This window comes from Pseudacidovorax sp. DMC4, from assembly GCF_056314265.1.
Genome location: NZ_JBQUYR010000003.1, coordinates 212,530 through 231,548, shown reverse-complemented (window position 1 = coordinate 231,548; position 19,019 = coordinate 212,530). Strand labels below are relative to the sequence as shown.

The 19,019-nt window shown below is 69.9% G+C and carries 19 protein-coding genes; 4 read left to right on the top strand and 15 right to left on the bottom strand.

All coding sequences use genetic code 11. The annotated features are described in order from the left end of the window. Window positions 1-8: 8 nt before the first annotated feature. The 6 genes from ACT54X_RS07595 to ACT54X_RS07570 all read right to left on the bottom strand — a co-directional run bounded on the left by ACT54X_RS07595 (window position 9) and on the right by ACT54X_RS07570 (window position 5,879). Window positions 9-1,049, bottom strand: a complete 1,041-nt coding sequence (locus tag ACT54X_RS07595; protein ID WP_476345806.1) for a 5-oxoprolinase subunit C family protein — start codon at window positions 1,047-1,049, stop codon at window positions 9-11. Next, window positions 1,046-1,711, bottom strand: coding sequence for a 5-oxoprolinase subunit PxpB (pxpB, locus tag ACT54X_RS07590; RefSeq protein WP_476345805.1), 666 nt, complete (start codon window positions 1,709-1,711; stop codon window positions 1,046-1,048). The genes ACT54X_RS07595 and pxpB overlap by 4 nt, the downstream gene beginning before the upstream one ends. 55 nt (window positions 1,712-1,766) lie before the next feature. Continuing rightward, the gene (gene coaD, locus ACT54X_RS07585) at window positions 1,767-2,270 is read right to left on the bottom strand and encodes a pantetheine-phosphate adenylyltransferase (RefSeq protein WP_234196954.1); all 504 of its coding nucleotides are present in this window, start codon (window positions 2,268-2,270) and stop codon (window positions 1,767-1,769) included. Between the two features lie 99 nt (window positions 2,271-2,369). Continuing rightward, window positions 2,370-2,996, bottom strand: a complete 627-nt coding sequence (gene rsmD, locus ACT54X_RS07580; protein ID WP_294377646.1) for a 16S rRNA (guanine(966)-N(2))-methyltransferase RsmD — start codon at window positions 2,994-2,996, stop codon at window positions 2,370-2,372. Window positions 2,997-3,066: 70 nt separating this feature from the next. Further along, window positions 3,067-4,425 carry a M16 family metallopeptidase gene (locus tag ACT54X_RS07575; RefSeq protein ID WP_476345804.1) on the bottom strand — a complete coding sequence of 453 codons (1,359 nt, stop codon included), beginning with the start codon at window positions 4,423-4,425 and terminating at the stop codon, window positions 3,067-3,069. After that, window positions 4,422-5,879 (bottom strand): M16 family metallopeptidase, encoded by a 1,458-nt coding sequence (locus ACT54X_RS07570; protein ID WP_294377650.1) that lies wholly within the window; start codon window positions 5,877-5,879, stop codon window positions 4,422-4,424. The genes ACT54X_RS07575 and ACT54X_RS07570 overlap by 4 nt, the downstream gene beginning before the upstream one ends. 30 nt (window positions 5,880-5,909) lie before the next feature. Between ACT54X_RS07570 and ftsY the strand changes: the two genes are divergently transcribed. The 3 genes from ftsY (at window position 5,910) to rpoH (ending at window position 12,423) form a co-directional block, all read left to right on the top strand. Then, entirely contained in the window at window positions 5,910-7,379 is a 1,470-nt protein-coding gene (gene ftsY, locus ACT54X_RS07565) for a signal recognition particle-docking protein FtsY (RefSeq protein WP_476345803.1), read from the top strand. A gap of 508 nt (window positions 7,380-7,887) precedes the next feature. Further along, window positions 7,888-11,217, top strand: coding sequence for a hypothetical protein (locus tag ACT54X_RS07560; protein ID WP_476345802.1), 3,330 nt, complete (start codon window positions 7,888-7,890; stop codon window positions 11,215-11,217). A 270-nt stretch (window positions 11,218-11,487) separates the two neighbouring features. Then, a complete protein-coding gene (gene rpoH, locus ACT54X_RS07555; protein WP_017761728.1) occupies window positions 11,488-12,423 on the top strand; it encodes an RNA polymerase sigma factor RpoH in 936 nt (311 codons plus the stop codon). 108 nt (window positions 12,424-12,531) lie between these two features. On the opposite strand, the gene ACT54X_RS07550 is transcribed toward rpoH, so the two are convergent. The 5 genes from ACT54X_RS07550 to ACT54X_RS07530 are packed head-to-tail and all read right to left on the bottom strand — an operon-like array spanning window position 12,532 to window position 16,753. Continuing rightward, window positions 12,532-13,176 carry an SCO family protein gene (locus ACT54X_RS07550; RefSeq protein ID WP_294369923.1) on the bottom strand — a complete coding sequence of 215 codons (645 nt, stop codon included), beginning with the start codon at window positions 13,174-13,176 and terminating at the stop codon, window positions 12,532-12,534. Next, the gene (cyoE, locus tag ACT54X_RS07545) at window positions 13,173-14,051 is read right to left on the bottom strand and encodes a heme o synthase (protein WP_294370366.1); all 879 of its coding nucleotides are present in this window, start codon (window positions 14,049-14,051) and stop codon (window positions 13,173-13,175) included. Before cyoE ends, ACT54X_RS07550 begins: the two co-directional genes overlap by 4 nt. Before the next feature lie 23 nt (window positions 14,052-14,074). Continuing rightward, window positions 14,075-15,268, bottom strand: coding sequence for a COX15/CtaA family protein (locus ACT54X_RS07540; RefSeq protein ID WP_476346087.1), 1,194 nt, complete (start codon window positions 15,266-15,268; stop codon window positions 14,075-14,077). Between the two features lie 5 nt (window positions 15,269-15,273). After that, complete coding sequence (locus ACT54X_RS07535) at window positions 15,274-15,993, bottom strand: thioredoxin domain-containing protein (RefSeq protein WP_294369927.1); 720 nt, start codon at window positions 15,991-15,993, stop codon at window positions 15,274-15,276. After that, window positions 15,947-16,753, bottom strand: a complete 807-nt coding sequence (locus ACT54X_RS07530) for an SURF1 family protein (protein WP_017761733.1) — start codon at window positions 16,751-16,753, stop codon at window positions 15,947-15,949. The genes ACT54X_RS07535 and ACT54X_RS07530 overlap by 47 nt, the downstream gene beginning before the upstream one ends. Before the next feature lie 50 nt (window positions 16,754-16,803). On the opposite strand from ACT54X_RS07530, the gene ACT54X_RS07525 reads away from it, so the two are divergent. Then, the gene (locus ACT54X_RS07525) at window positions 16,804-17,025 is read left to right on the top strand and encodes a twin transmembrane helix small protein (protein WP_294369930.1); all 222 of its coding nucleotides are present in this window, start codon (window positions 16,804-16,806) and stop codon (window positions 17,023-17,025) included. 93 nt (window positions 17,026-17,118) lie between these two features. Here the strand turns inward: ACT54X_RS07525 and ACT54X_RS07520 are convergent, their stop codons facing one another. From ACT54X_RS07520 to ACT54X_RS07505, 4 genes are read right to left on the bottom strand one after another with little or no spacing between them, the layout of a single operon-like run. Further along, window positions 17,119-18,000, bottom strand: a complete 882-nt coding sequence (locus ACT54X_RS07520; RefSeq protein ID WP_017761735.1) for a cytochrome c oxidase subunit 3 — start codon at window positions 17,998-18,000, stop codon at window positions 17,119-17,121. Window positions 18,001-18,055: 55 nt separating this feature from the next. Further along, the gene (locus ACT54X_RS07515; protein ID WP_017761736.1) at window positions 18,056-18,274 is read right to left on the bottom strand and encodes a DUF2970 domain-containing protein; all 219 of its coding nucleotides are present in this window, start codon (window positions 18,272-18,274) and stop codon (window positions 18,056-18,058) included. Beyond that, window positions 18,271-18,894, bottom strand: coding sequence for a cytochrome c oxidase assembly protein (locus tag ACT54X_RS07510; protein WP_294369934.1), 624 nt, complete (start codon window positions 18,892-18,894; stop codon window positions 18,271-18,273). Before ACT54X_RS07510 ends, ACT54X_RS07515 begins: the two co-directional genes overlap by 4 nt. A 9-nt stretch (window positions 18,895-18,903) precedes the next feature. After that, window positions 18,904-19,014, bottom strand: a complete 111-nt coding sequence (locus ACT54X_RS07505; RefSeq protein ID WP_294370368.1) for a cytochrome oxidase small assembly protein — start codon at window positions 19,012-19,014, stop codon at window positions 18,904-18,906. Between the last annotated feature and the right edge of the window lie 5 nt (window positions 19,015-19,019).

Genomic DNA, 19,019 nt, shown 5'->3' with positions numbered 1-19,019 from the left:
AAAGAGAGTCAGAGGCGTACTGGCGGCGCGGCCGGCCAGCCGAGCGCGGCGAGGCCGCGGTCGATGTCGTGGCGCCAACGTTCGAGCGCCTGCCAGGCCCGCGCCGCCGCGGCGGCGTCGACCTCGACCATGTGCAGCCGGCTGCCCAGCGGCGCCTGCGCCAGCTTCCACAGGTCGGCGCGGATCACCACGCCGATGCGCGGATAGCCGCCGGTGGTCTGGGCATCGCCCATCAGCACGATGGGCTGGCCCGAAGGCGGGACCTGGATGGTGCCGGGCACCACACCGGCGGAGAGCATGTCGGCCTCCTGCTCGCGCCGCAGCGGCGGGCCGTCGAGCCGGCTGCCCATGCGGTTGCTCTGCGGCGTGATGCGCCAGGCGGCCTGCCAGAACTGCGTGCGCGCCGCGGCGCCGAACTGCGCGTATTCGGGCCCGGGCATCACGCGCAGCGGCCACACGCCCTCTTCGGGCGGCAGCACGCAGACCGGCTCCGCCGCGCCCTCGTCGCGCCAGGGGTCGAGCGGATGGATACCGAAGGCGGGCCGCGCGCGCTGCGCCTCCGTCAGCGCGGACACGCCCAGCGGCAGCCGGTCGCCCTTCTTCAGCGCCCGACCGTCCAGCCCGCCGAAGCCGGCCTTGAGGTCCGTGCTGCGCGAGCCCAGCACCTGCGGCACGTCGATGCCACCCGCCACGGCCAGCCAGCTGCGCACGCCGGCCTTGCCCGCCTGCGCATTGACGCCACCCAGCACCAGGCGCGCGCCCGCCTGCACGGGCACGCTCCACCCCGGGCGCAACGCGCGACCGTCCAGGCGGGCGCCGAAGTCGTCGCCCATCAGTGCGATGCGCGTCGGCGCCTCGAAACGCAACTCGGCGTTGCCCATCGTGAGTTCGAGCCCGGCGGCGCCACACGCATTGCCCACCAGCCGGTTGGCCACCGCCAGCGCCGCGCGGTCCAGCGCGCCGCCCGGGCAGATGCCGCGCTGGCGATGGCCCTCGCGGCCCAGGTCCTGGACCGAGGCGAGCAGCCCGGGCTTGTGGACGAGGATCACAGCGTCACGCTCTCAGGCACGAAGCGCACCCGATCGCCCGGCTGCAGCAGCGTGGGCGGCTCGGCCGCCGGGTCGAACAGCGTGAGCGCGGTGCGGCCGATCAGCTGCCAGCCGCCCGGCGAGTCGAGCGGATAGATGCCCGTCTGCGCACCGCCGATGCCCACCGACCGCGCCGGCACCGCGGTGCGCGGCTCGCGCCGGCGCGGCGTGTGCAGCTCGGGCGCAAGGCCGCCCATGAAGGCGAAGCCGGGCAAAAAGCCCAGCAGGTAGACCACGTACTCGCCGGCCGCATGGCGGCGCACCACCTCGGCCGGAGACAGGCCCGTGTGACGGGCGACATCGTCCAGGTCGGGGCCGTGCTCTCCGCCATAGGCGACCGGGATCTCCACGACGCGGCCAGCGCCCGGGGCCTCGACGGCGAGCGCGGGCCATGCGGTGAGCACGCGCAACTCCAGCTCGCCGGCATCGACCTGCTGCGGATCGAACAGCAGGGTGAGGTTGTTCATGCCCGGGAGCACCTCCTGCACCTCGGGCCACGCGGCGGCCTCGCGCGCCAGGGCCCAGATGCGTTGCTGCGCCAGCAGCGTGGCAGGCGGCGGCAGCTCGCACAGCAGGGCGGCGTCGCCCAGGGCGTGGAGGCGGGGAAGGGCCCGCGCGTTCATGCCGCGCGAAGGACGGCGGGCGAGCCCGGAATGTGCACGGGTCCGCCCACCCGCCTCATTCGCGGCCCAGGCTGCGCACCTTGGCGGCCAGCCGCTCCTGCACGTGCGGCGAGACAAACTTGTCCACCTCGCCGCCGAGCATGGCGATCTCGCGCACGAAGGTGCTGGAGATGAACTGGTACTTGTCGCTGGGCGTGAGGAAGACGGTCTCGACCTCGGGCATGAGCGAACGGTTCATGCCGGCCAGCTGGAATTCGTAATCGAAGTCCGTCACGGCGCGCAGGCCGCGCACCATGGCCTTGCCGCCGCGCTCGACCACGAAGTCGCGCAGCAGGCCCGAGAAGCTCTCGACCGTCACCCGGTCGCCAAAGGGCTCGGCCACGGCGCGGGCCATCTCGATGCGCTCGGCCAGCGAGAACAGCGCCTTCTTGTGGTGTCCGGCCGCGACGGCCACGATCACCTTCGGGAACAGCTGCGTGGCACGGCGGACCACGTCCTCATGGCCAAGCGTCATGGGGTCGAAGGTGCCGGGGTAGACGGCTATCACATCGGTCGTCATCTCTTCCTCCTGGGTCGGGGGCCGGGGGTTGTCTCGGCGCGCATTATGTACGCCACGCTGCACTGCACCATATCGCGCCCGGGTACGCGCGGACGCGCGTCAGGTCGCCGGTGCCAGGGGCTTGAGCAGGTGCGCATGCACAGCGCCTGCCTTGAGGTGGCGGAAGACGGCCAGCCCGTAAGGCGCAAGGCGCTCGTCGGTCCAGGCCTGGTCGGCCTCCAGATAGACCACGCCGTCGGGCTGCAGCGCTGCCGCCGCGGCCTTGAGTGCGCGCTCGTACAGCGCCGCCTGTTCGAAGGGCGGGTCGAGGAAGATGGCATGCCAGTGGCGCGGGCTGCTGCGCTCCAGCCAGGCGGTGCCATCGCCACGCTGCACCTGCACGGCATCGGCCTGCAGCTTGTCGCGCGTGGCCTTCATCTGCTGCAGCAGCGCGGCATCCTGCTCGCAGACCAGCACCTCGGCCGCACCGCGCGAGGCCGCCTCGAAGCCGAGCGCGCCGGTACCCGCGAAGACGTCGATGCAGCGCCAGCCCGGCAACTCCCCGCCGCTGGCACCCGCCAGGCTGGCCAGCCAGTTGAAGAGGGTCTCGCGGACCCGGTCGGGCGTGGGGCGCAGACCGGGCCGATCGGCGACGGGCAGCCGCGTGCGGCGCCACGCGCCGCCGATGATGCGGACTTCGTGGGGCCGGCCCGCACCGGCCTTCGTGGAGGACTTGCTTCGGTTCATCGGGCCGAGCTTAACGGCGCCCATGACCCGGACCGAGGACGCGGGGGCGCCGATGCGCCCCGCGCCGTGCTCAGCGCGCCTTGTCCGTGCCGCCCACGATGACCGTCACCATGCGCTGCGGCTGCAGCTTGCGCTGGAAGGCGGCGCGCACATCCTCGACGGTGACGGCGTTCACGCGTTCGCGCCAGGTGTCGAGGTAGTCCAGGGGCAGGTCGTTCCACGCGATGTTGGCCACGTTGCCCAGCAGCTTGCGGTTGCTGTCCAGCAGCAGGGGAAAGCCGCCGATCAGGTTGTCCTTGGCCGCCTGCAGTTCGGCCGCCGTCGGCCCCTCGGCGACGAACTTCTCCAGCACCTCGCGCGCCACGGTCACCGCCTGCTCGGCCTGTTCGGGCCGGGTCTGGAAGCCGATGCGGAAGGCCCCTGCATGCAGCCCGGGCGAGAAGCCGCTGTAGACGCTGTAGGCCAGCCCGCGCTTCTCGCGCACCGCCTCGGTCAGGCGCGAGACGAAGCCACCGCCGCCCAGGATGTAGTTGCCCAGCGTGAGCGCGAAGTGGTCGGCATCGGCCCGGCGGTAGCCCGGCTGGCCGATCCACACATGCACCTGCGCGGCGTCGAAGGGAATGCGCTCCAGACGGGCCTCGGCCAGGGGCGGCACCTCGGGCACGGCGGCGAGCGCCGGGCAGCTCTGCTGCGGCAGGCGCGAGAGCAGCTGCGTTGCCAGGCGCTCGGCGCCCGGCCGGTCGATGGCACCCACCACGCTCACCTTGGCCCGGCAGGGCCGCACGAACTCGGCATGGAAGCGCCGCATGTCCTCGATGCCGATGGCCGCCAGGGTCGCCTGGGTCATCTCCTGGCCGTAGGGATGGCCGCCGTAGACATCGCGCGCGAAGGCGCGTCCGGCGACGCTGGCCGGCCGGGTGTCGGCCTCGCGCAGGCCGGCGGCGATGCGCTCGCGCTCACGGCGCCAGACCTCGTCGGGGAAGGCCGGCTCGCCGATCTCGCGCGAGGCCAGGGCCGCCGCGCGGGCCAGCAGGGCCGGGTCGGCCAGGCTGCGCAGGCTGAAGCTCATCCGGTCGGCGCTGGCGCCGACGTCGAACTCGGCGCCCAGGTCGGCCCAGGCCTCGCCCAGCTGGTTCTCGTCCAGCGCGGGTTCGCTGCCGCTGGCCCGCACGCCCTTCTCGGCCATGCCGGCCGTGGCGCCCGCCAGGCCGGACTGGGCGGCGGGGTCGCGCCGGCTGCCGGCGTCGACATCGATCTGCACATCGACGATGGGCAGGGCCGGGGTGCGCGCCAGATAGACCTGCGCGCCGTTGGCCAGGCGCCAGTGTTCGATCGCCACGCCCGCCTGGGCCAGGCCGGCGGCGCCGGCCAGCACGGCCAGCAGGGCGGTGCGGCGACAGCGCCGCATCAGGACAAGAGCGCGCTTCATCGGATCTCTCCCACCGGGCCGAAGGGGCTGCGCGGCCGCTTGGCCGCCGACGACATGGGCTGCGGCCGCAGCGTGGCGACGGTCAGTTGGTCGTCCCCGAAATAGCGGCCGGCGACGGCCTGCACCTGGGCCGGCGTCACGGCCAGCAGCTTGGCCAGCATGCGGGCATCGGCGTCGAGCGGCAGGCCCTGCACCCACTGGCTGCCCAGCTCGCGCGCCTGGGCCATGACCGAGTCGCGCTTGTAGGTTTCGCTGGCGACCCACTGCGTCTTCACGCGAGCGAGTTCGGACTCGGAGACGCCTTCCTGGGCGATGCGCGCCACCTGGGCACGCAAGGCGGCCTCGACAGCCTCGGTGGTCTTGCCGGCCGCCGGAACGCCGGTCAGGTAGAAGAGCTGCGGCCCGCGGCCGTACAGGCCGTAGCCGGCGCTCACGCCGTCGGCCACGCGCTCGGGGCCGCGCACCAGGGCACGGTCCAGCCGCGAGCCGTTGTAGCCGTCCAGCACCGCCGCCAGCACCAGCAGGGCCCAGGCGTCGGAGTCCTCGTCGAGGGAATCCAGCTGCGGCACACGGAAGGCCAGCGACACATAGGCCTGCTCGGCGGGTGCCTTGAATTCGATGCGCCGGATGCCGCGCTGCGGCAGCTCGGTGTAGGGCTTGCGAACCGGCACGGCGCGCGCCGGGATGCGACCGTAGTAGCGCTCGGCCATCGCCCGCACCTTCTGCGGATCGACATCGCCAGCCACCACGATGGCCGCGTTGTCGGGCACGTACCAGCGTCGATAGAAGGCACGCACGTCGTCGGGCGTCATGGCCGACAGGTCGCTCATCCAGCCGACCACCGGCCGCCGGTAGGGCGAGGCGTCGAAGATGGCCGCGTTCTGCTGCTCGCCCAGCAGTGCGCGGGGCTGGTCTTCGGTGCGCATGCGGCGTTCTTCCTTCACCACCTCGATCTCGCGCTTGAATTCGTCGTCCGGCCACTGGTTGCTGGCGAAGCGGTCCGCCTCCAGCCGCATGGCCTCTTCCAGCCGTTCGACGGGGATCTGCTGGTAGTAGCCGGTGTAGTCGCGGGTGGTGAAGGCGTTCTCCCGCCCGCCCAGCGCCGCCACGCGGCGCGAGAACTCGCCCGGCTTGAGCTGGGCCGAGCCCTTGAACATCATGTGCTCGACCACGTGCGCGACACCGCTGGTGCCGTCCAGCTCGTCGACGGAGCCGACACGCACCCACAGCATCTGCACGGCCGTGGGGGCACGGTGGTCGGGCTGCACGATCAGCGTCAGGCCGTTGGCCAGCCGGAACTGCTGGGGCGGCTGGGCCGCCGAAGGCAATGCGGAGGGGGTGAGGGGCGCCCCTTCGGCGGGGGGCTGCTGGGCATGGACGGGCGCTGCCAGGGCAAGACAGGCCGCCAGCAGGGCCGCAGCAAGGGGCCGGCGGCTCGGCGGGGGGTGTTTCATAGAATGGCTCGGATTCTAAAAAGCGCCTGGATGTTCAGTTTTTTCAAGAAAAAGCCGCCGGCGGAGCCTGCGGCGCCGGCCGGCTCCCCGCCCTCCCCTGCACCTGCGCCGGCCCCTGAAGCCGGCGGCGGGCGCTCGGTGTTCTCGCCGTCGAGCTGGTTCGGAAACAAGCCGAGCGCGCCGACCCCGGTGCCTTCGCCCCTGCCTCCCGCCGCGGCACCGGTGGCGCCCGCGCCGACGCCGGTCGCTCCCGCATCGCCCCGCCCGTCGGTTACACCGCAGCTCCCGACCTCGACACCCAGCCCGGCGCCGATGCCTGAGGTGCCCCCCGTCCTGCCGCCGGCCCAGGCACCCGCTCCTGCCGGCCGCGACATCCCATCGGTTGCCCCGGCACTGGTGACGCCACCGACCCCACCGACCCCACCGACCCCACCGGCTCCCACAGCGCCGCCCGCCAGTGTCGCCACGCCCGCCCCCGTGCCGGTCGCCCCGCCGACGCCCGTGGTGCGGTCGGCACCGCCCGTCGTCGCCGAGCCGGCCTCCGAGCCTTCGCGGCAGGGCTGGCTCAACCGCCTTCGCACCGGGCTCAAGAAGACCGGCAGCGGCATCCAGGCCGTGTTCGTCAATGCCCAGATCGACGACGAGCTCTACGAACAGCTGGAAGAAGCGCTGCTGATGGCCGACACCGGCATCCCGGCCGCGGAGCACATCCTGCAGGACCTGAAGGACCGCGTCTGGCGCCACAGCGCCACCACACCCCAGGCCGTGCGCGCCCTGCTGGTGGACGCCGTGGCCGAGGTGCTCAAGCCGCTGGAAAAGCCCCTGGAGATCGGCCGCCACACGCCCACCGTGATCATGGTCGCGGGCGTCAACGGCGCGGGCAAGACCACCTCCATCGGCAAGCTCACCAAGCACCTGGCCAACGAAGGCTGCACGGTGCTGCTGGCCGCGGCCGACACCTTCCGCGCTGCCGCGCGCGAGCAGCTCGCCATCTGGGCCGACCGCAACCTGGTCGAGATCGTCAGCCAGGCGGGCGGCGACCCGTCGGCGGTGGCCTTCGACGCGGTCAACGCCGGCAAGGCGCGGGGCAAGGACGTGGTGCTGGTCGACACCGCCGGCCGCCTGCCCACGCAGCTGCACCTGATGGACGAGCTCAAGAAGATCAAGCGCGTGATCGGCAAGGCCGACACCGGCTCGGCCGACGGCGTGGCCGCCCCGCACGAGGTGCTGCTGGTCATCGATGGCAACACCGGCCAGAACGCCCTGGCCCAGGTCAAGGCTTTCGACGATGCGCTGGGCCTCACCGGTCTGGTGGTGACCAAGCTCGACGGCACGGCCAAGGGCGGCGTGCTCTGCGCCATCGCCCGCTGGGGCGAGGAACGCGCCCGGACCAAACCGGGCACGGCGCCGGTGCCGGTCTACTTCATCGGCGTGGGCGAGAAGCTCGAGGACCTCGAAACCTTCGACGCCCGTGAGTTTGCCCAGGCGCTGGTAGGCTGATTGCGCCACAGGCCCGGCGGCTCGCCATGCGCGGCCGCCGCTTCGGCGGACCGGCGCAGCTGATCGCCGGCCTGCCATGGCCCCGCCCGCAGGAAAGTCTGGCTGCGTCGAACCGCCCGTCGCGCGCGGGCCGCGGGAGGGACAAGCCCCTGCCAGCAATTGGCCGTGCCGATTCCGATTGGCCCCTGGCCTCGAATTTCAATTCCCGGATTGGCCAGCAACCCGTACGCAAAAGAATTGTTTTTCCACGGTTCGGTCTATTTCTTCCGAATTGAATTTCGACGTTTCGCGCAGCCTCATGGCGCCCCTTAGACACCCGGCACGTCACCGCTTCGTTACCGCAGCCGTTACGTAACGCCCGCCGGAACATCCTGGGCAAGGACCCCGGCATCCCCCTCAAAACGCCAAAAAATCCACACTTTTGTGCGTGCCCGTGGCCGCTTTCGCTGCGGCACACGTCTTGCCCCCTGCATCCGCATCTTTCAACCAGACGCGTGGAGCAAGAGCGATGGCAACGACGACGACCGATACGGCCGGCAATTCCGGCATGGCCCCTGTACTCATGGCGCAAGCCTCATCTGCGGGCGTCATGGCCACGCCAATTCCGATGGGGGGTGGCAGCGCCAATGCCGCCGGCGGAATTGGAACGCTGACCAGCGTTTCGCCCGGCGTGATGGTGGTGCGCGATGGCGTGGACATCCCGGCGCAGGCCAACCAATTGCTACAGGCGGGTGACCGGGTCTTGGTGCCGCAGGACGGCCAGGCAGGCGTGGTGTTCAACCCGACGGGGCCGAACACCCAGCCGATCAGCGGCACCTTCGTCGGTGGCACGGACGCCACCGTGACCACCCGCGCGCTCGAAGGCGGCGGCTCCCAGCTCGATGTGGGGCTTGCCTCGGGCGACCTGCAGGTCGACTCGGGCGTCGACTCCGCCGCGCTGGCCGTGAAGAAGGGCGCGCCCCCGATGGCCGGCGGCCTCGGACTCGGCGAGTTCGCCCTGGCCGCCCTGGGCGGTGGACTGGTCCTGGGCGCACTGGCCGGCGGCGGCGACGACAACGGCACGGCCTTCCCCGTCTTCCTCACACAGCCTGGCGGCACCAACCCGCCCACGACCCCGCCTGATGACGGCGATGCTGACGCTGACGCTGACGCTGACGCTGACGCTGACGCTGACGCTGACGCTGACGCTGATGCCGATGCCGATGCCGATGCCGATGCCGATGCCGATGCCGATGCCGATGCCGATGCCGACGCCGACGCCGACGCCGACGCCGACGCCGACGCCGATGCCGATGCCGATGCCGATGCCGACGCCGATGCCGATGCCGATGCCGATGCCGACGCCGATGCCGACGCCGATGCCGATGCCGATGCCGATGCCGATGCCGATGCCGATGCCGACGCGGATGCCGATGCCGATGCCGATGCCGATGCCGATGCCGATGCCGATGCCGATGCCGATGCCGATGCCGATGCCGATGCTGACGCGGATGCGGATGCGGATGCGGATGCGGATGCGGATGCGGATGCAGATGCAGATGCAGATGCAGATGCCGATGCCGACGCAGACGCAGACGCCGATGCCCTGCTCGATCCCACCGACAGCCTCGGCGGCACCGTCGTCGGTGGCGTCTCCGATGCCCTGGGCCTGGGCGACTCGCTCAACCCCGTGGTCAGCGTCGTCGACAACGTGACCACCGTGCTGGACAACACCCTCTCGCCCCTGGTCGGCTCCGAATTCACCGCCAACGACCCCAACGCCCTCGACCCCGTCGACCAGAGCGTCGACAGCGTCACCGACGGCCTGGGCACCGTGCTCACCCCTGTCGTGGACGACCTCCTGGGCAGCGGCACCACGGGCGCCGTGCTCGGCTCCCTCGACACCCAGGTCGACTACGTCACCGATGCCGTCGTCAACCTGCTGGACAACCTCGTGAGCAGCGACGGCCCCCTGGGCGGCGTGCTCGGCGCCACCGGCCTGGACGGCGTGGTGGACGGCCTGCTCGCCGAGGACGGCGTCGTCGGCAACCTGCTGGGCGGCGTGCTCGGCGACGACGGCCTCGTCGGCGGGCTGCTGACCGAGAACGGCCTGGTGGGCGGGCTGCTGGCCGAGGATGGCCTGGTCGGCGGCCTGGTGGCCGACAACGGCCTGCTCGGTGGCGTGGTCGGCAACGGCGGCATCGTCGACGGGCTGACCGACACGCTGCTGGGCGAGGACGGTCTGATCGGCGGCTTGGTGGGGGGCACGCTCGGCGGCCCGCTGGATGCCGTGCTGGGCGACCAGGGGCTGCTGGGTGGCGTGCTGGGCGACAACGGCCTGGTCGGTGGCCTGCTGACCGAGGACGGCCTGGTGGGCGGTCTGGTCGGCGAGAACGGCGTCGTGGGCGGCCTGCTGGGAGGCGAGCTCCTCGGCGGAGACCTGCTCGGCGGCGTTCTCGGTGAAGACGGCCTGCTCGGTGGCCTCACTGGTGGTGACTTGCTGGGCGGCGGCGTGCTGGGTGAAGACGGGCTGCTGGGCGGCCTCGCCGGTGGTGACCTGCTGGGTGGGGATCTGCTCGGCGGCGTGCTGGGCGAGGACGGTCTGCTGGGTGGCCTCACTGGTGGTGACTTGCTGGGCGGCGATCTGCTCGGTGGCGTGCTGGGTGACGATGGCCTGCTGGGAGGCCTCCTTGGCGGCCTGACCGGCGGGGGCGACGGTGGCACGGGCAACCAGCTGCTGGACCCCGCGGTGGGCGTGGCCTCCGACACCGTCGCCAGCCTGGACAGCCTGCCCCTGGTGGGCGAGCTGGGCCTGTCGGACACGCTGGCACCGGTCACGGGTCTGGTGGACAACGTCGGCGGCACGGTCAGCGGTGCGCTGTCGCCGCTGCTGGGCGACAGCTTCACGGCCAACGATCCGAACGTGCTGGACCCCGTGGATGACGTCGTGGGCACGGCCACCGGTGCGGTGGACGGCCTGGTCTCGCCGCTGAGCGAAGGGCTGCTGGGCTCGAACATCGTGCACGACGTCCTCTCCGGCGTGACACAGCAGGTGGACTACGTGACCGACAGCGTGGCGAACATCACCGACGGTGCACTCGGCGGCGACCTGCTGGGCGGCGTGCTCGGCAGCGACGGCCTGCTGGGTGGCGTCACTGGGGGTGACCTGCTGGGAGGTGACTTGCTCGGCGGCGTGCTGGGCCAGGACGGTCTGCTGGGTGGTCTCACCGGCGGTGACCTGCTCGGCGGCATCGCTGGCGACACCGGCATCGTGGGCGGTCTGCTCGACACCGTGGCCGGCGACGGCGGCCTGCTGGGCAGCGTGACCGGCGGCGAACTCCTGGGGGGCGATCTGCTGGGGAATGTGCTGGGTGACGATGGCCTGCTGGGCGGCATCGCCAGCGGCAACCTGACAGGCGGCGACGCCGTCGGCGGCCTGCTCGGCGAAGACGGCATCGTCGGTGGCCTGCTGGATACCGTTGCAGGCGCCGACGGCGTGCTGGGCAACGTCACGGGCGGGGATCTGCTGGACGGCGTCCTGGGTGGTAACGGGCCGGTCGGTGGTGCGCTGAGCGGGGCCACCGGCGCCAATGACCTGTTGGACAGCGTTCTGGGCGACAACGGCGCGCTGGCTGGCGTGCTCGATACCGTCGCCGGAGACAGCGGGCTGCTGGGTGGCGGGCTCGCCGGCTCTGCAGGGGGCCTGCTTTCCGGTGACGGCGCGGTCGGCGGGCTGCTGGGCAGCCTGGTCGGCACCGTCGCGAGCACCACCGAGCCCGTGTCCAGCGGTACGGCCACGGGTGCGGCGAACAGCCCCGTGGGCGCCGTGTCGGGCCTGCTCCACAACCTGCTGGGTTGAGCCGGAAAGGCGCTGCGTTCCGCCCCGGCGGGAACGCAGCGCCACCAGCCGAGCTCTAACCCAGCCAGTCGGTGCTCTCCTTCGGGCGAAGCGGAGCTCATGGACTCCACCAAGGTGGGTTCAGCCCGAGCGCAGGACGCGTCGGCGTATCGGCGGCGTCCACGTCCTACCAATAAAAACTATCGACTATGCGGGAATGATGGGAACTCACCCGGGCGTTAGCACTCCAACCTCCCGAGTGCTAATATCCTCAAGCAAGGAGTAACCCCGATGTCCAACCTGTCTGCTGTGTCTTCGCAGTCACTGGCCGTTGCCAACCCGTGGGCGATGGTGCCCCCGCTGGGCAACCTGGACGCCTACATCTCGGCGGCCAATCGCCTGCCCCTGCTCTCCCAGGAAGAAGAGCGCAACTTCGCGCGCCGTCTGCGCGACGAAGGCGACCTGCAGGCCGCCGGTGCGCTGATCCTGTCGCACCTGCGTCTGGTGATCTCGATTTCCCGCCAATACCTGGGCTATGGGCTGCCGCACGGCGACCTGATCCAGGAAGGCAACATCGGCCTGATGAAGGCCGTCCGCCGCTTCGATCCAGACCAGGGCGTGCGGCTAGTGAGCTACGCGATCCACTGGATCAAGGCCGAGATTCACGAGTACATCCTCAAGAACTGGCGCATGGTGAAGGTGGCGACCACCAAGGCCCAGCGCAAGCTGTTCTTCAACCTGCGGTCGCTCAAGCAGGGTTTCAAGGCCGAGGCGGTTGATGCCGACACGCATCGGGAAACCCTCAACAGCGAGGAGATCGGCCTGGTGGCCGAGCACCTGAACGTCAAGCGCGAAGAAGTCGTGGAGATGGAAACCCGCCTGTCGGGTGGTGACGTGATGCTGGACCCGACGCCTTCGGACGGCGACGACGAGGCTTTCGGCCCCATCGCCTATCTGGCCGACGCAACGCAAGAGCCGACGGCGCAACTCGAGTCGCGCCAGCGCGATCGCCTGTCCACCGACGGCATCGCGACCGCGCTGGAGACGCTGGACCCGCGCAGCCGCCGCATCGTGGAAGAGCGCTGGCTCAAGGTGAATGACGACGGTTCCGGCGGCATGACGCTGCACGAGTTGGCCGCCGATTACGGCGTGTCGGCCGAGCGCATCCGCCAGATCGAGTCGGCGGCGATGAAGAAGATGAAGAAGGCGCTGGCCGAATACGCCTGAGCTTCGCCGCGCGCTACCAATGAAACCCGGCCGAAGCCGGGTTTTTCATTGGGCGTCCGCCCTCCGGCACACCTTGCGCGCGGATGGCGCACCCGTCAACGGTCTGGCTCAGCTCGACGCCAGCAGCGTCTTGAGGTCCGAGGCCATCGCGTCGGTGCCCAGGCCGTAGCGGGCGTACAGACGCAGCCGGCCTTGCGGGTCGTAGACGAAGCTCGCGGCCGAATGGTCCATCGAATAGCTGGTGGGCGTCTTGCCCTCCACCTTCTTGTAGTAGACCTTGAAGTCCTTGGCCAGCGCGGGCAGTTGCTCCGTCGTGGGGATCAGCGCCAGGAAGCTGGGGTCGAAGGCGGTCATGTAGGCCTTCATCACCTCGGCCGTGTCGCGCTCCGGATCGACAGTGACGAACAGCACCTGCACGCGCTGGCCATCGGCACCCAGCTTCTCCCGCACCTGGAGCATCTCGCTCATGGTGGTGGGGCACACGTCGGGGCACTGTGCGTAGCCGAAGAAGAGCACCACCGCCTTGCCCTTGAAGTCCGCCATGGTGCGCTCGCGGCCGTTCATGTCGGTCAGGCGGAAGTCCTTGGCATAGTCGGCACCGGTTATGTCCACGGCCTGGAAGCTGGGCTTGGGATCGGTGCAGGCACCCAGCGCCACGGCAGCGCAGCCGGCGCCCAGCAGTTGCAGCGCGCGGCGCCGGGCCGGCAACGTATGCGCGAGCGTCGAGGAAGGCGAAGGCAATCGGTCGGTCATAGGACGTAGTGGTCCACCAGCAATGCTGCGAACAGCACGCTCAGATGGATGAGCGAGAAGCGGAAGGTCTTGCGCGCCAGTTGGTCGGAATAGCGGCGCCGCAAGGCGTAGGCATAGCCGCAGAAGCCCACGCTCACGGCAATGGCGGCCAGCAGGTAGAGCCAGCCGCTCATGCGATAGATGAACGGCATCAGGCAGGCCGCGAACAGGATCAGCGTGTAGAGCAGGATCTGCAGCCGCGTGTATTCGTTGCCGTGCGTCACCGGCAGCATCGGCAGGCCGGCGCGGCGGTAGTCCTCCACACGGTAAAGCGCCAGCGCCCAGAAGTGCGGCGGCGTCCACAGGAAGATGATGAGGAACAGGATCAGCGCCTCCGGGTCGACGCTGCCCGTCATGGCGGCCCAGCCCAACACCGGCGGCATCGCGCCGGAGGCACCGCCGATCACGATGTTCTGCGGCGTGAGCGGCTTGAGCACCACGGTGTAGACCACGGCATAGCCCACGAAGGTGGCGAAGGTGAGCCACATCGTCAGCGGGTTGACCGCGAACCACAGGATGGCCGAGCCGAGCGCACAGAGCGCTGCAGAGAACAGAAGCGCCTGTCGGTCGGAGAGTTCACCACGGGCGGTCGGCCGCCAGGCCGTGCGCTTCATGCGGGCGTCGATGCCCTTCTCGACCAGGCAGTTGAAGGCTGCGGCCGCACCGGCGACCAGCCAGATGCCAAGGCAGGCCTCGGCCATGCGCAGCAGCTCTGCCAGCGTAGGCACCTCGGGCACGGCCAGCACCATGCCGATGAGGGCGCAGAACACGATCAGCTGCACCACGCGCGGCTTGGTGAGCGCGTAGAACTGCCGCCACACGCTGGTGGCCGGCATCTGGGCGGGATGGGCTGGCGCGCTCACGGTCGAGCCTCCTGCGGACCGAAGGCCGGACGCCGCGTCGGTGCCTGCGGCAGGCCGCCCCGTTGCACTCGGCTCTCGCACAGCGCCCAGGTCATCACCGTGGCCAGCGCGGCGGCACCGCCCGTGTGCAGCACGGCCGCAGCCAGCGGCCAGCCCAGCAGCACGTTGCCGAGACCGGTGGCCAGTTGCAGCAGAGCAAGGCCCCCGAGCCAGCGGGCCTGGGTGCGCAATGCGGGAACATGACGGAGCTTGAGGAAGAGCACGATGAGAACGGCAAAGACCGCGTAAGCCATCAGTCGGTGTGTGTAGTGGATGGCCGTGAGCGAGGCGAATTCGATGGGCGCCCCGGCGGTATCCATGCCGAGGTGGCGCCAGGGCTGGAAGCCCTGGGCGAAATTCATGGTGGGCCACCAGCTGCCCTGGCACTTCGGGAACTCGGTGCAGGCGAGGACCGCATAGTTGGTGCTGACCCAGCCCCCGAGTGCGATCTGCACGACCAGCAGGCCCATGCCCAGCCACAGCCATCCGCGCAACGACGAAGTGACGGCGGCCGGCCGCCGGGCCGCGGCCGCCTGCTGGTAGCGCACGGCCTGGATGCACAGCAGCATCAGCAGCACGACGGCGCCCATCAGATGCAGCGTGACGATGGCCGGGAACAGCTTCCAGGTGACGGTGAAGGCACCGAACGCGCCCTGCAGGCACACCCACACCAGCGTGGCCGCGGGCCACAGGGGACTGAGGACCTGCGGCTCACCGCCCTGGTGAAGCCGCTGCTGCCGCCGCGCCCACCAAGTCGCCAGTGCCAACGTGACGATGAGTGCCCCGACGCCCGTGGCCAGGTAGCGGTGGACCATCTCGATCCAGGCCTTGGCATGCGTGACGGGGCCCGTCGGCTGGGCCGACTGCGCCATGGCGATCTCGTGGCGCGCGCCCAGGGGGCTGGCATTGCCGTAGCAACCCGGCCAGTCGGGGCAGCCCAAACCGGAATCGGTGAGGCGCGTGAAGGCGCCGAACAGCGTGAGGTCGAAGGTGAGGAAGAGCGTCAGCACCGTGAGCGCATGCAGGCGGCGCGCCGCGCCCGCGCCGGCGTTGCGTCGCCACACCCACAGCACCGGGCCGAGCGCCAGCAGCGCACCGCCCAGCAGAAGCAGCGCAACGGGTTCGAAGTCATAGAGGGCCTGCGTCTGCACGTCGATCACCGCCCCGGCTGGTCCCACGAACTCGACGCGCGCAGCAGGCGGTCGAGATCGCGCTTGGCCTTGGCCGCGCCCTTGAGGTCCATGCGGGCGGGAAAGCGCATCATCCAGTTGCCCATCGGGTCCACCACGTACAGGTGCTCGCCCAACGATGCGCCTGAGGCCGGCGCCAGCCACCCCCCCAACGTGTCTGCGGGCACGCGCAGCACCGTCGCACCGTCGAGCGCCGCCTTCAGCCGCTGGGGAATGGGTGCATCGTCAGACACCAGCCAGACCCGATCCACGCGGTCCTTCTCACGGCCAAGCGTCTCCCGCAACTGGCGCTGCAGGTAGAGCTGCTGCTCGCACAGTTCGTTGCACGCGCCGCCGGCCACCGCCACCAACAGCCACTGGCCCTTGAGCTGGGCGAGCGGCTGCGGGGTGCCATCGGCCGTGCGGACGTCGATCGGCGGAAGCGGCCGCTGCGGATCGATCAGCTCGCCGAATACGCTGCGGCTCTGCGGCCGGATCACGTAATAGGTGAAGTAGGAGGCGATCACCGGTGCCGCGCAGCACAGCAGAACCAGCGTCATCTGCCAACGGCCCCGCTTGCGCTGTCGGCCGGCGTCGGCGCCCATGCCCAACGCCTCGCCCGGCGAAGGCATGGAATGGACGGTCAGGCCCAGGGGCTCGTCAGCGAGAGCGGCGACGGCGGGGCGCGATGAGTTGGAACCAGACATAGAGGATGACCACCAGGGCGGCGAGCCCGAACCACTGGAAGGCGTAGCCGTAGTGCTTTTCGATGCCCAGCGCCGGTGCCGGCCACTCGCGCAGCAGGCCTTCGGAGGCAGGGCCGACCTGCTGCAGCGAAAAATCGGTGCGCAGCGGCAGCCCGGTCTCGTTGCGGAAAGTCTCCAGGTCCAGATTCTGCCGGATGCGGGCGTGGGCCACGTCTGCGGGCTTTTCGGTTCCGGGCTGCGCGGCGGACGCGGGCTGGGCCGGCGGATCGGCACCCAACTGCAGCAGCTTGGCGGGCGGCAGTTCGATGCGGGCCTCGATGTCCACCAGGCCGGCGGGTGTGTCGATCGGCGGCAGTTGCGTGCGGTCCGAAAAATTGCGCGGGACCCAGCCGCGCTGGACCATCAGCGTCTGCGTGGTGCCCTCCAGGGCGAGGGGCGTGAGCACGTAGAAGCCGGGCTGCCCGTGCATCTGGCGGTTGTCGAGGAAGACCGTCTGCGTCGGCAGCCAGAGCCCGCGCAACCGCACCTTGCGATGGAGCTCGGTGGTGGGCTGCTCCACCGCGAGGAAGTCTTCCATTGCCAAGGCGGGATACGCCTGCTGCGTCTCGATGCTGGCCTGCAGAGCCTCCTTCTGCGCGGCACGGGAAAGCTGCCAGCGGCCCAAGGCGACCGCTGTGGCCGCGACCAGCAGGGCCGCCAGGGTGATGATCCAGAAACGCACGGCAGGGTGCGCGCGCGACGAGGAAGAGGAAACCCGCATCCGGTCACGCATGGCAATGAACGCGGCCAGGGCCGCACATAATCGAACTCATGAAATATCTCGTGGCCCTGGGCTTCATGGGCATCCTGGGCAGCCTGGCATGGGCGCTGTACCACATGCTCACCGGCGGACGCGACGGCAAGTCCAGGCCGGGTGGCATGGCTCGCGCGCTGACCGTTCGGATCGGGTTGTCGGTGGTTTTGTTCCTGTGCCTGCTGCTCGCCTGGAAGCTCGGCTACATCCAGCCGACGGGCTTGCCGGCCGGACGCTGAGTCCTCAGCGGACGACAACAAAAAAGCGCCTTGCGGCGCTTTTGTGCTTTCTGGACCTCGATCATAGCGAGGCCCCTTCGGCAGCCTTGTCGGTCAAAGCCAATAGACGAGCACGTACAGGCCAAGCCAGACCACGTCCACGAAGTGCCAGTACCAGGCCGCGCCCTCGAAGCCGAAGTGGCGCTCCGGCGTGAAGTGGCCCTTCATCAAGCGCAGCGTGATGAACAGCAGCATCAGCATGCCGACGAACACGTGCAGGCCGTGAAAGCCGGTGAGCATGAAGAAGGTAGAGCCGTAGGCGCCCGAACTCAGCTTGAGGTTGAGTTCGGTGTAGAGGTGGTAGTACTCGTAGCCCTGCACACCGAGGAAAATCACGCCCAGCAGCACCGTGATCCACATGAAGCGGATGGTCTGGGCACGGTGGCCGGCGCGCAGCGCATGGTGGGCGATGGTGAGTGTCACGCCCGAGGACAGCAGCAGCGCCGTGTTGATGGTGGGCAGCCAGAAGGGTCCCACGGTCTGGAAGGGCTCGACGATGCCGGCGGGCGAGCCAGTGGCACCGGCCTGCACGCTGGGCCACACGGCCCTGAAGTCGGGCCACAGCAGCGCGTTGTCCAGGCTGCCCAGCGCCGGCAGCGAGTGGGTGCGGGTCCACCACAGGGCGGTAAAGAAGGCACCGAAGAACATCACCTCCGAGAAGATGAACCAGCTCATGCTCCAGCGGTACGAGAGGTCGATCTTGGCGCTGTACTTGCCGGCCTCGCTTTCTCCCACCGCTTCACGGAACCACTGGAAGAGCACCACCCACCACCAGATCAGGCCGAAGGCGAGCGAATAGGCGCCCCATGCATGGTCATTGATCCACTGCCCGGCCCCGAGGATGACGAAGAACAGGCCGATGGCGGCCATCAGCGGATGACGCGATGGGCCCGGCACGAAGTAGTAAGGCGCGGTGCCGTGGGTGGTCGAACTCATGTTGCTCCTCAGGCTTGATCTCTGTCTTGTGGGTTGCAGGGGAACGGATGTCGGCTCAGGTCGAAACGGCGAACTTCACCAGCGCAAGCAGCACTGCGATGAGCACCAGCACCGCGACGAAGCCCACCGCCACGATGTGCAGCGGTGACAGGCGCGAAATGTCTTCCTGGTACTCGCTGTGCTTGCGCACGCCGAAGAAGCCCCAGGCCACTGCCTTGATGGTGCGCCACAGCGACGGCTTGGGCACCGGGCGGCCATCTTCCGGCGCGGTCACGAGCGCGGCTCCCCGTTGCCGGCCGCCGCCGTGGGCGCGGGCGGCGTACGGCCGCCGACCTCGAAGAAGGTGTACGACAGGGTGATCGTCTTCACGTCCTTGGAGATGCGCGGATCGATCACGAAGGCCACGGGCCACTGCTTCTTCTCACCGGCGTCCAGCGTGTACTGGTTGAAGCAGAAGCATTCCAGCTTGTTGAAGTACGGCGCGGCCTGCTGCGGCGCATAGCTGGGCACGGCCTGTGCAGCCATGCGGCGGTTCTGGACGTTCTGGAACTCGTACATCACCGTATGCAGTTCGCCGGGATGGACCTGCATCGAGCGCTGGGCGGGCGCGAAGTCCCACAGCCCGTGTGCATTGGCATCGAACTCCACCGTGATGGTGCGTGACAGGTCCACCTGCGTATTGGCCGGAACCTTGACCGCCGAGCCGCCCTTGGCGCCACCCGGCACGTCGAGTTCGGACCGGGCCAGCACATTGATGCCCGTGACCTCGCAGATGGCACGGTACAGCGGCACCAGCGCATAGCCGAAGGCGAACATGCCCGCCACCACGATCGCGAGCTTGCCCACCATCTGGAGGTTCTCGCGGCGCAGGCGCCGGGCAAAGTGCAGGGCCATGGAAGATCCTCAGTGGCCCAGCCAGGCCATCCGGATGATGAAGCCGATGAAGAACAGCACCGCGATGGAGGCCAACGTCAGGCCCATGCGGCGGTTGTTCTTCTTCTGGTCGGGCGTCATGGCAG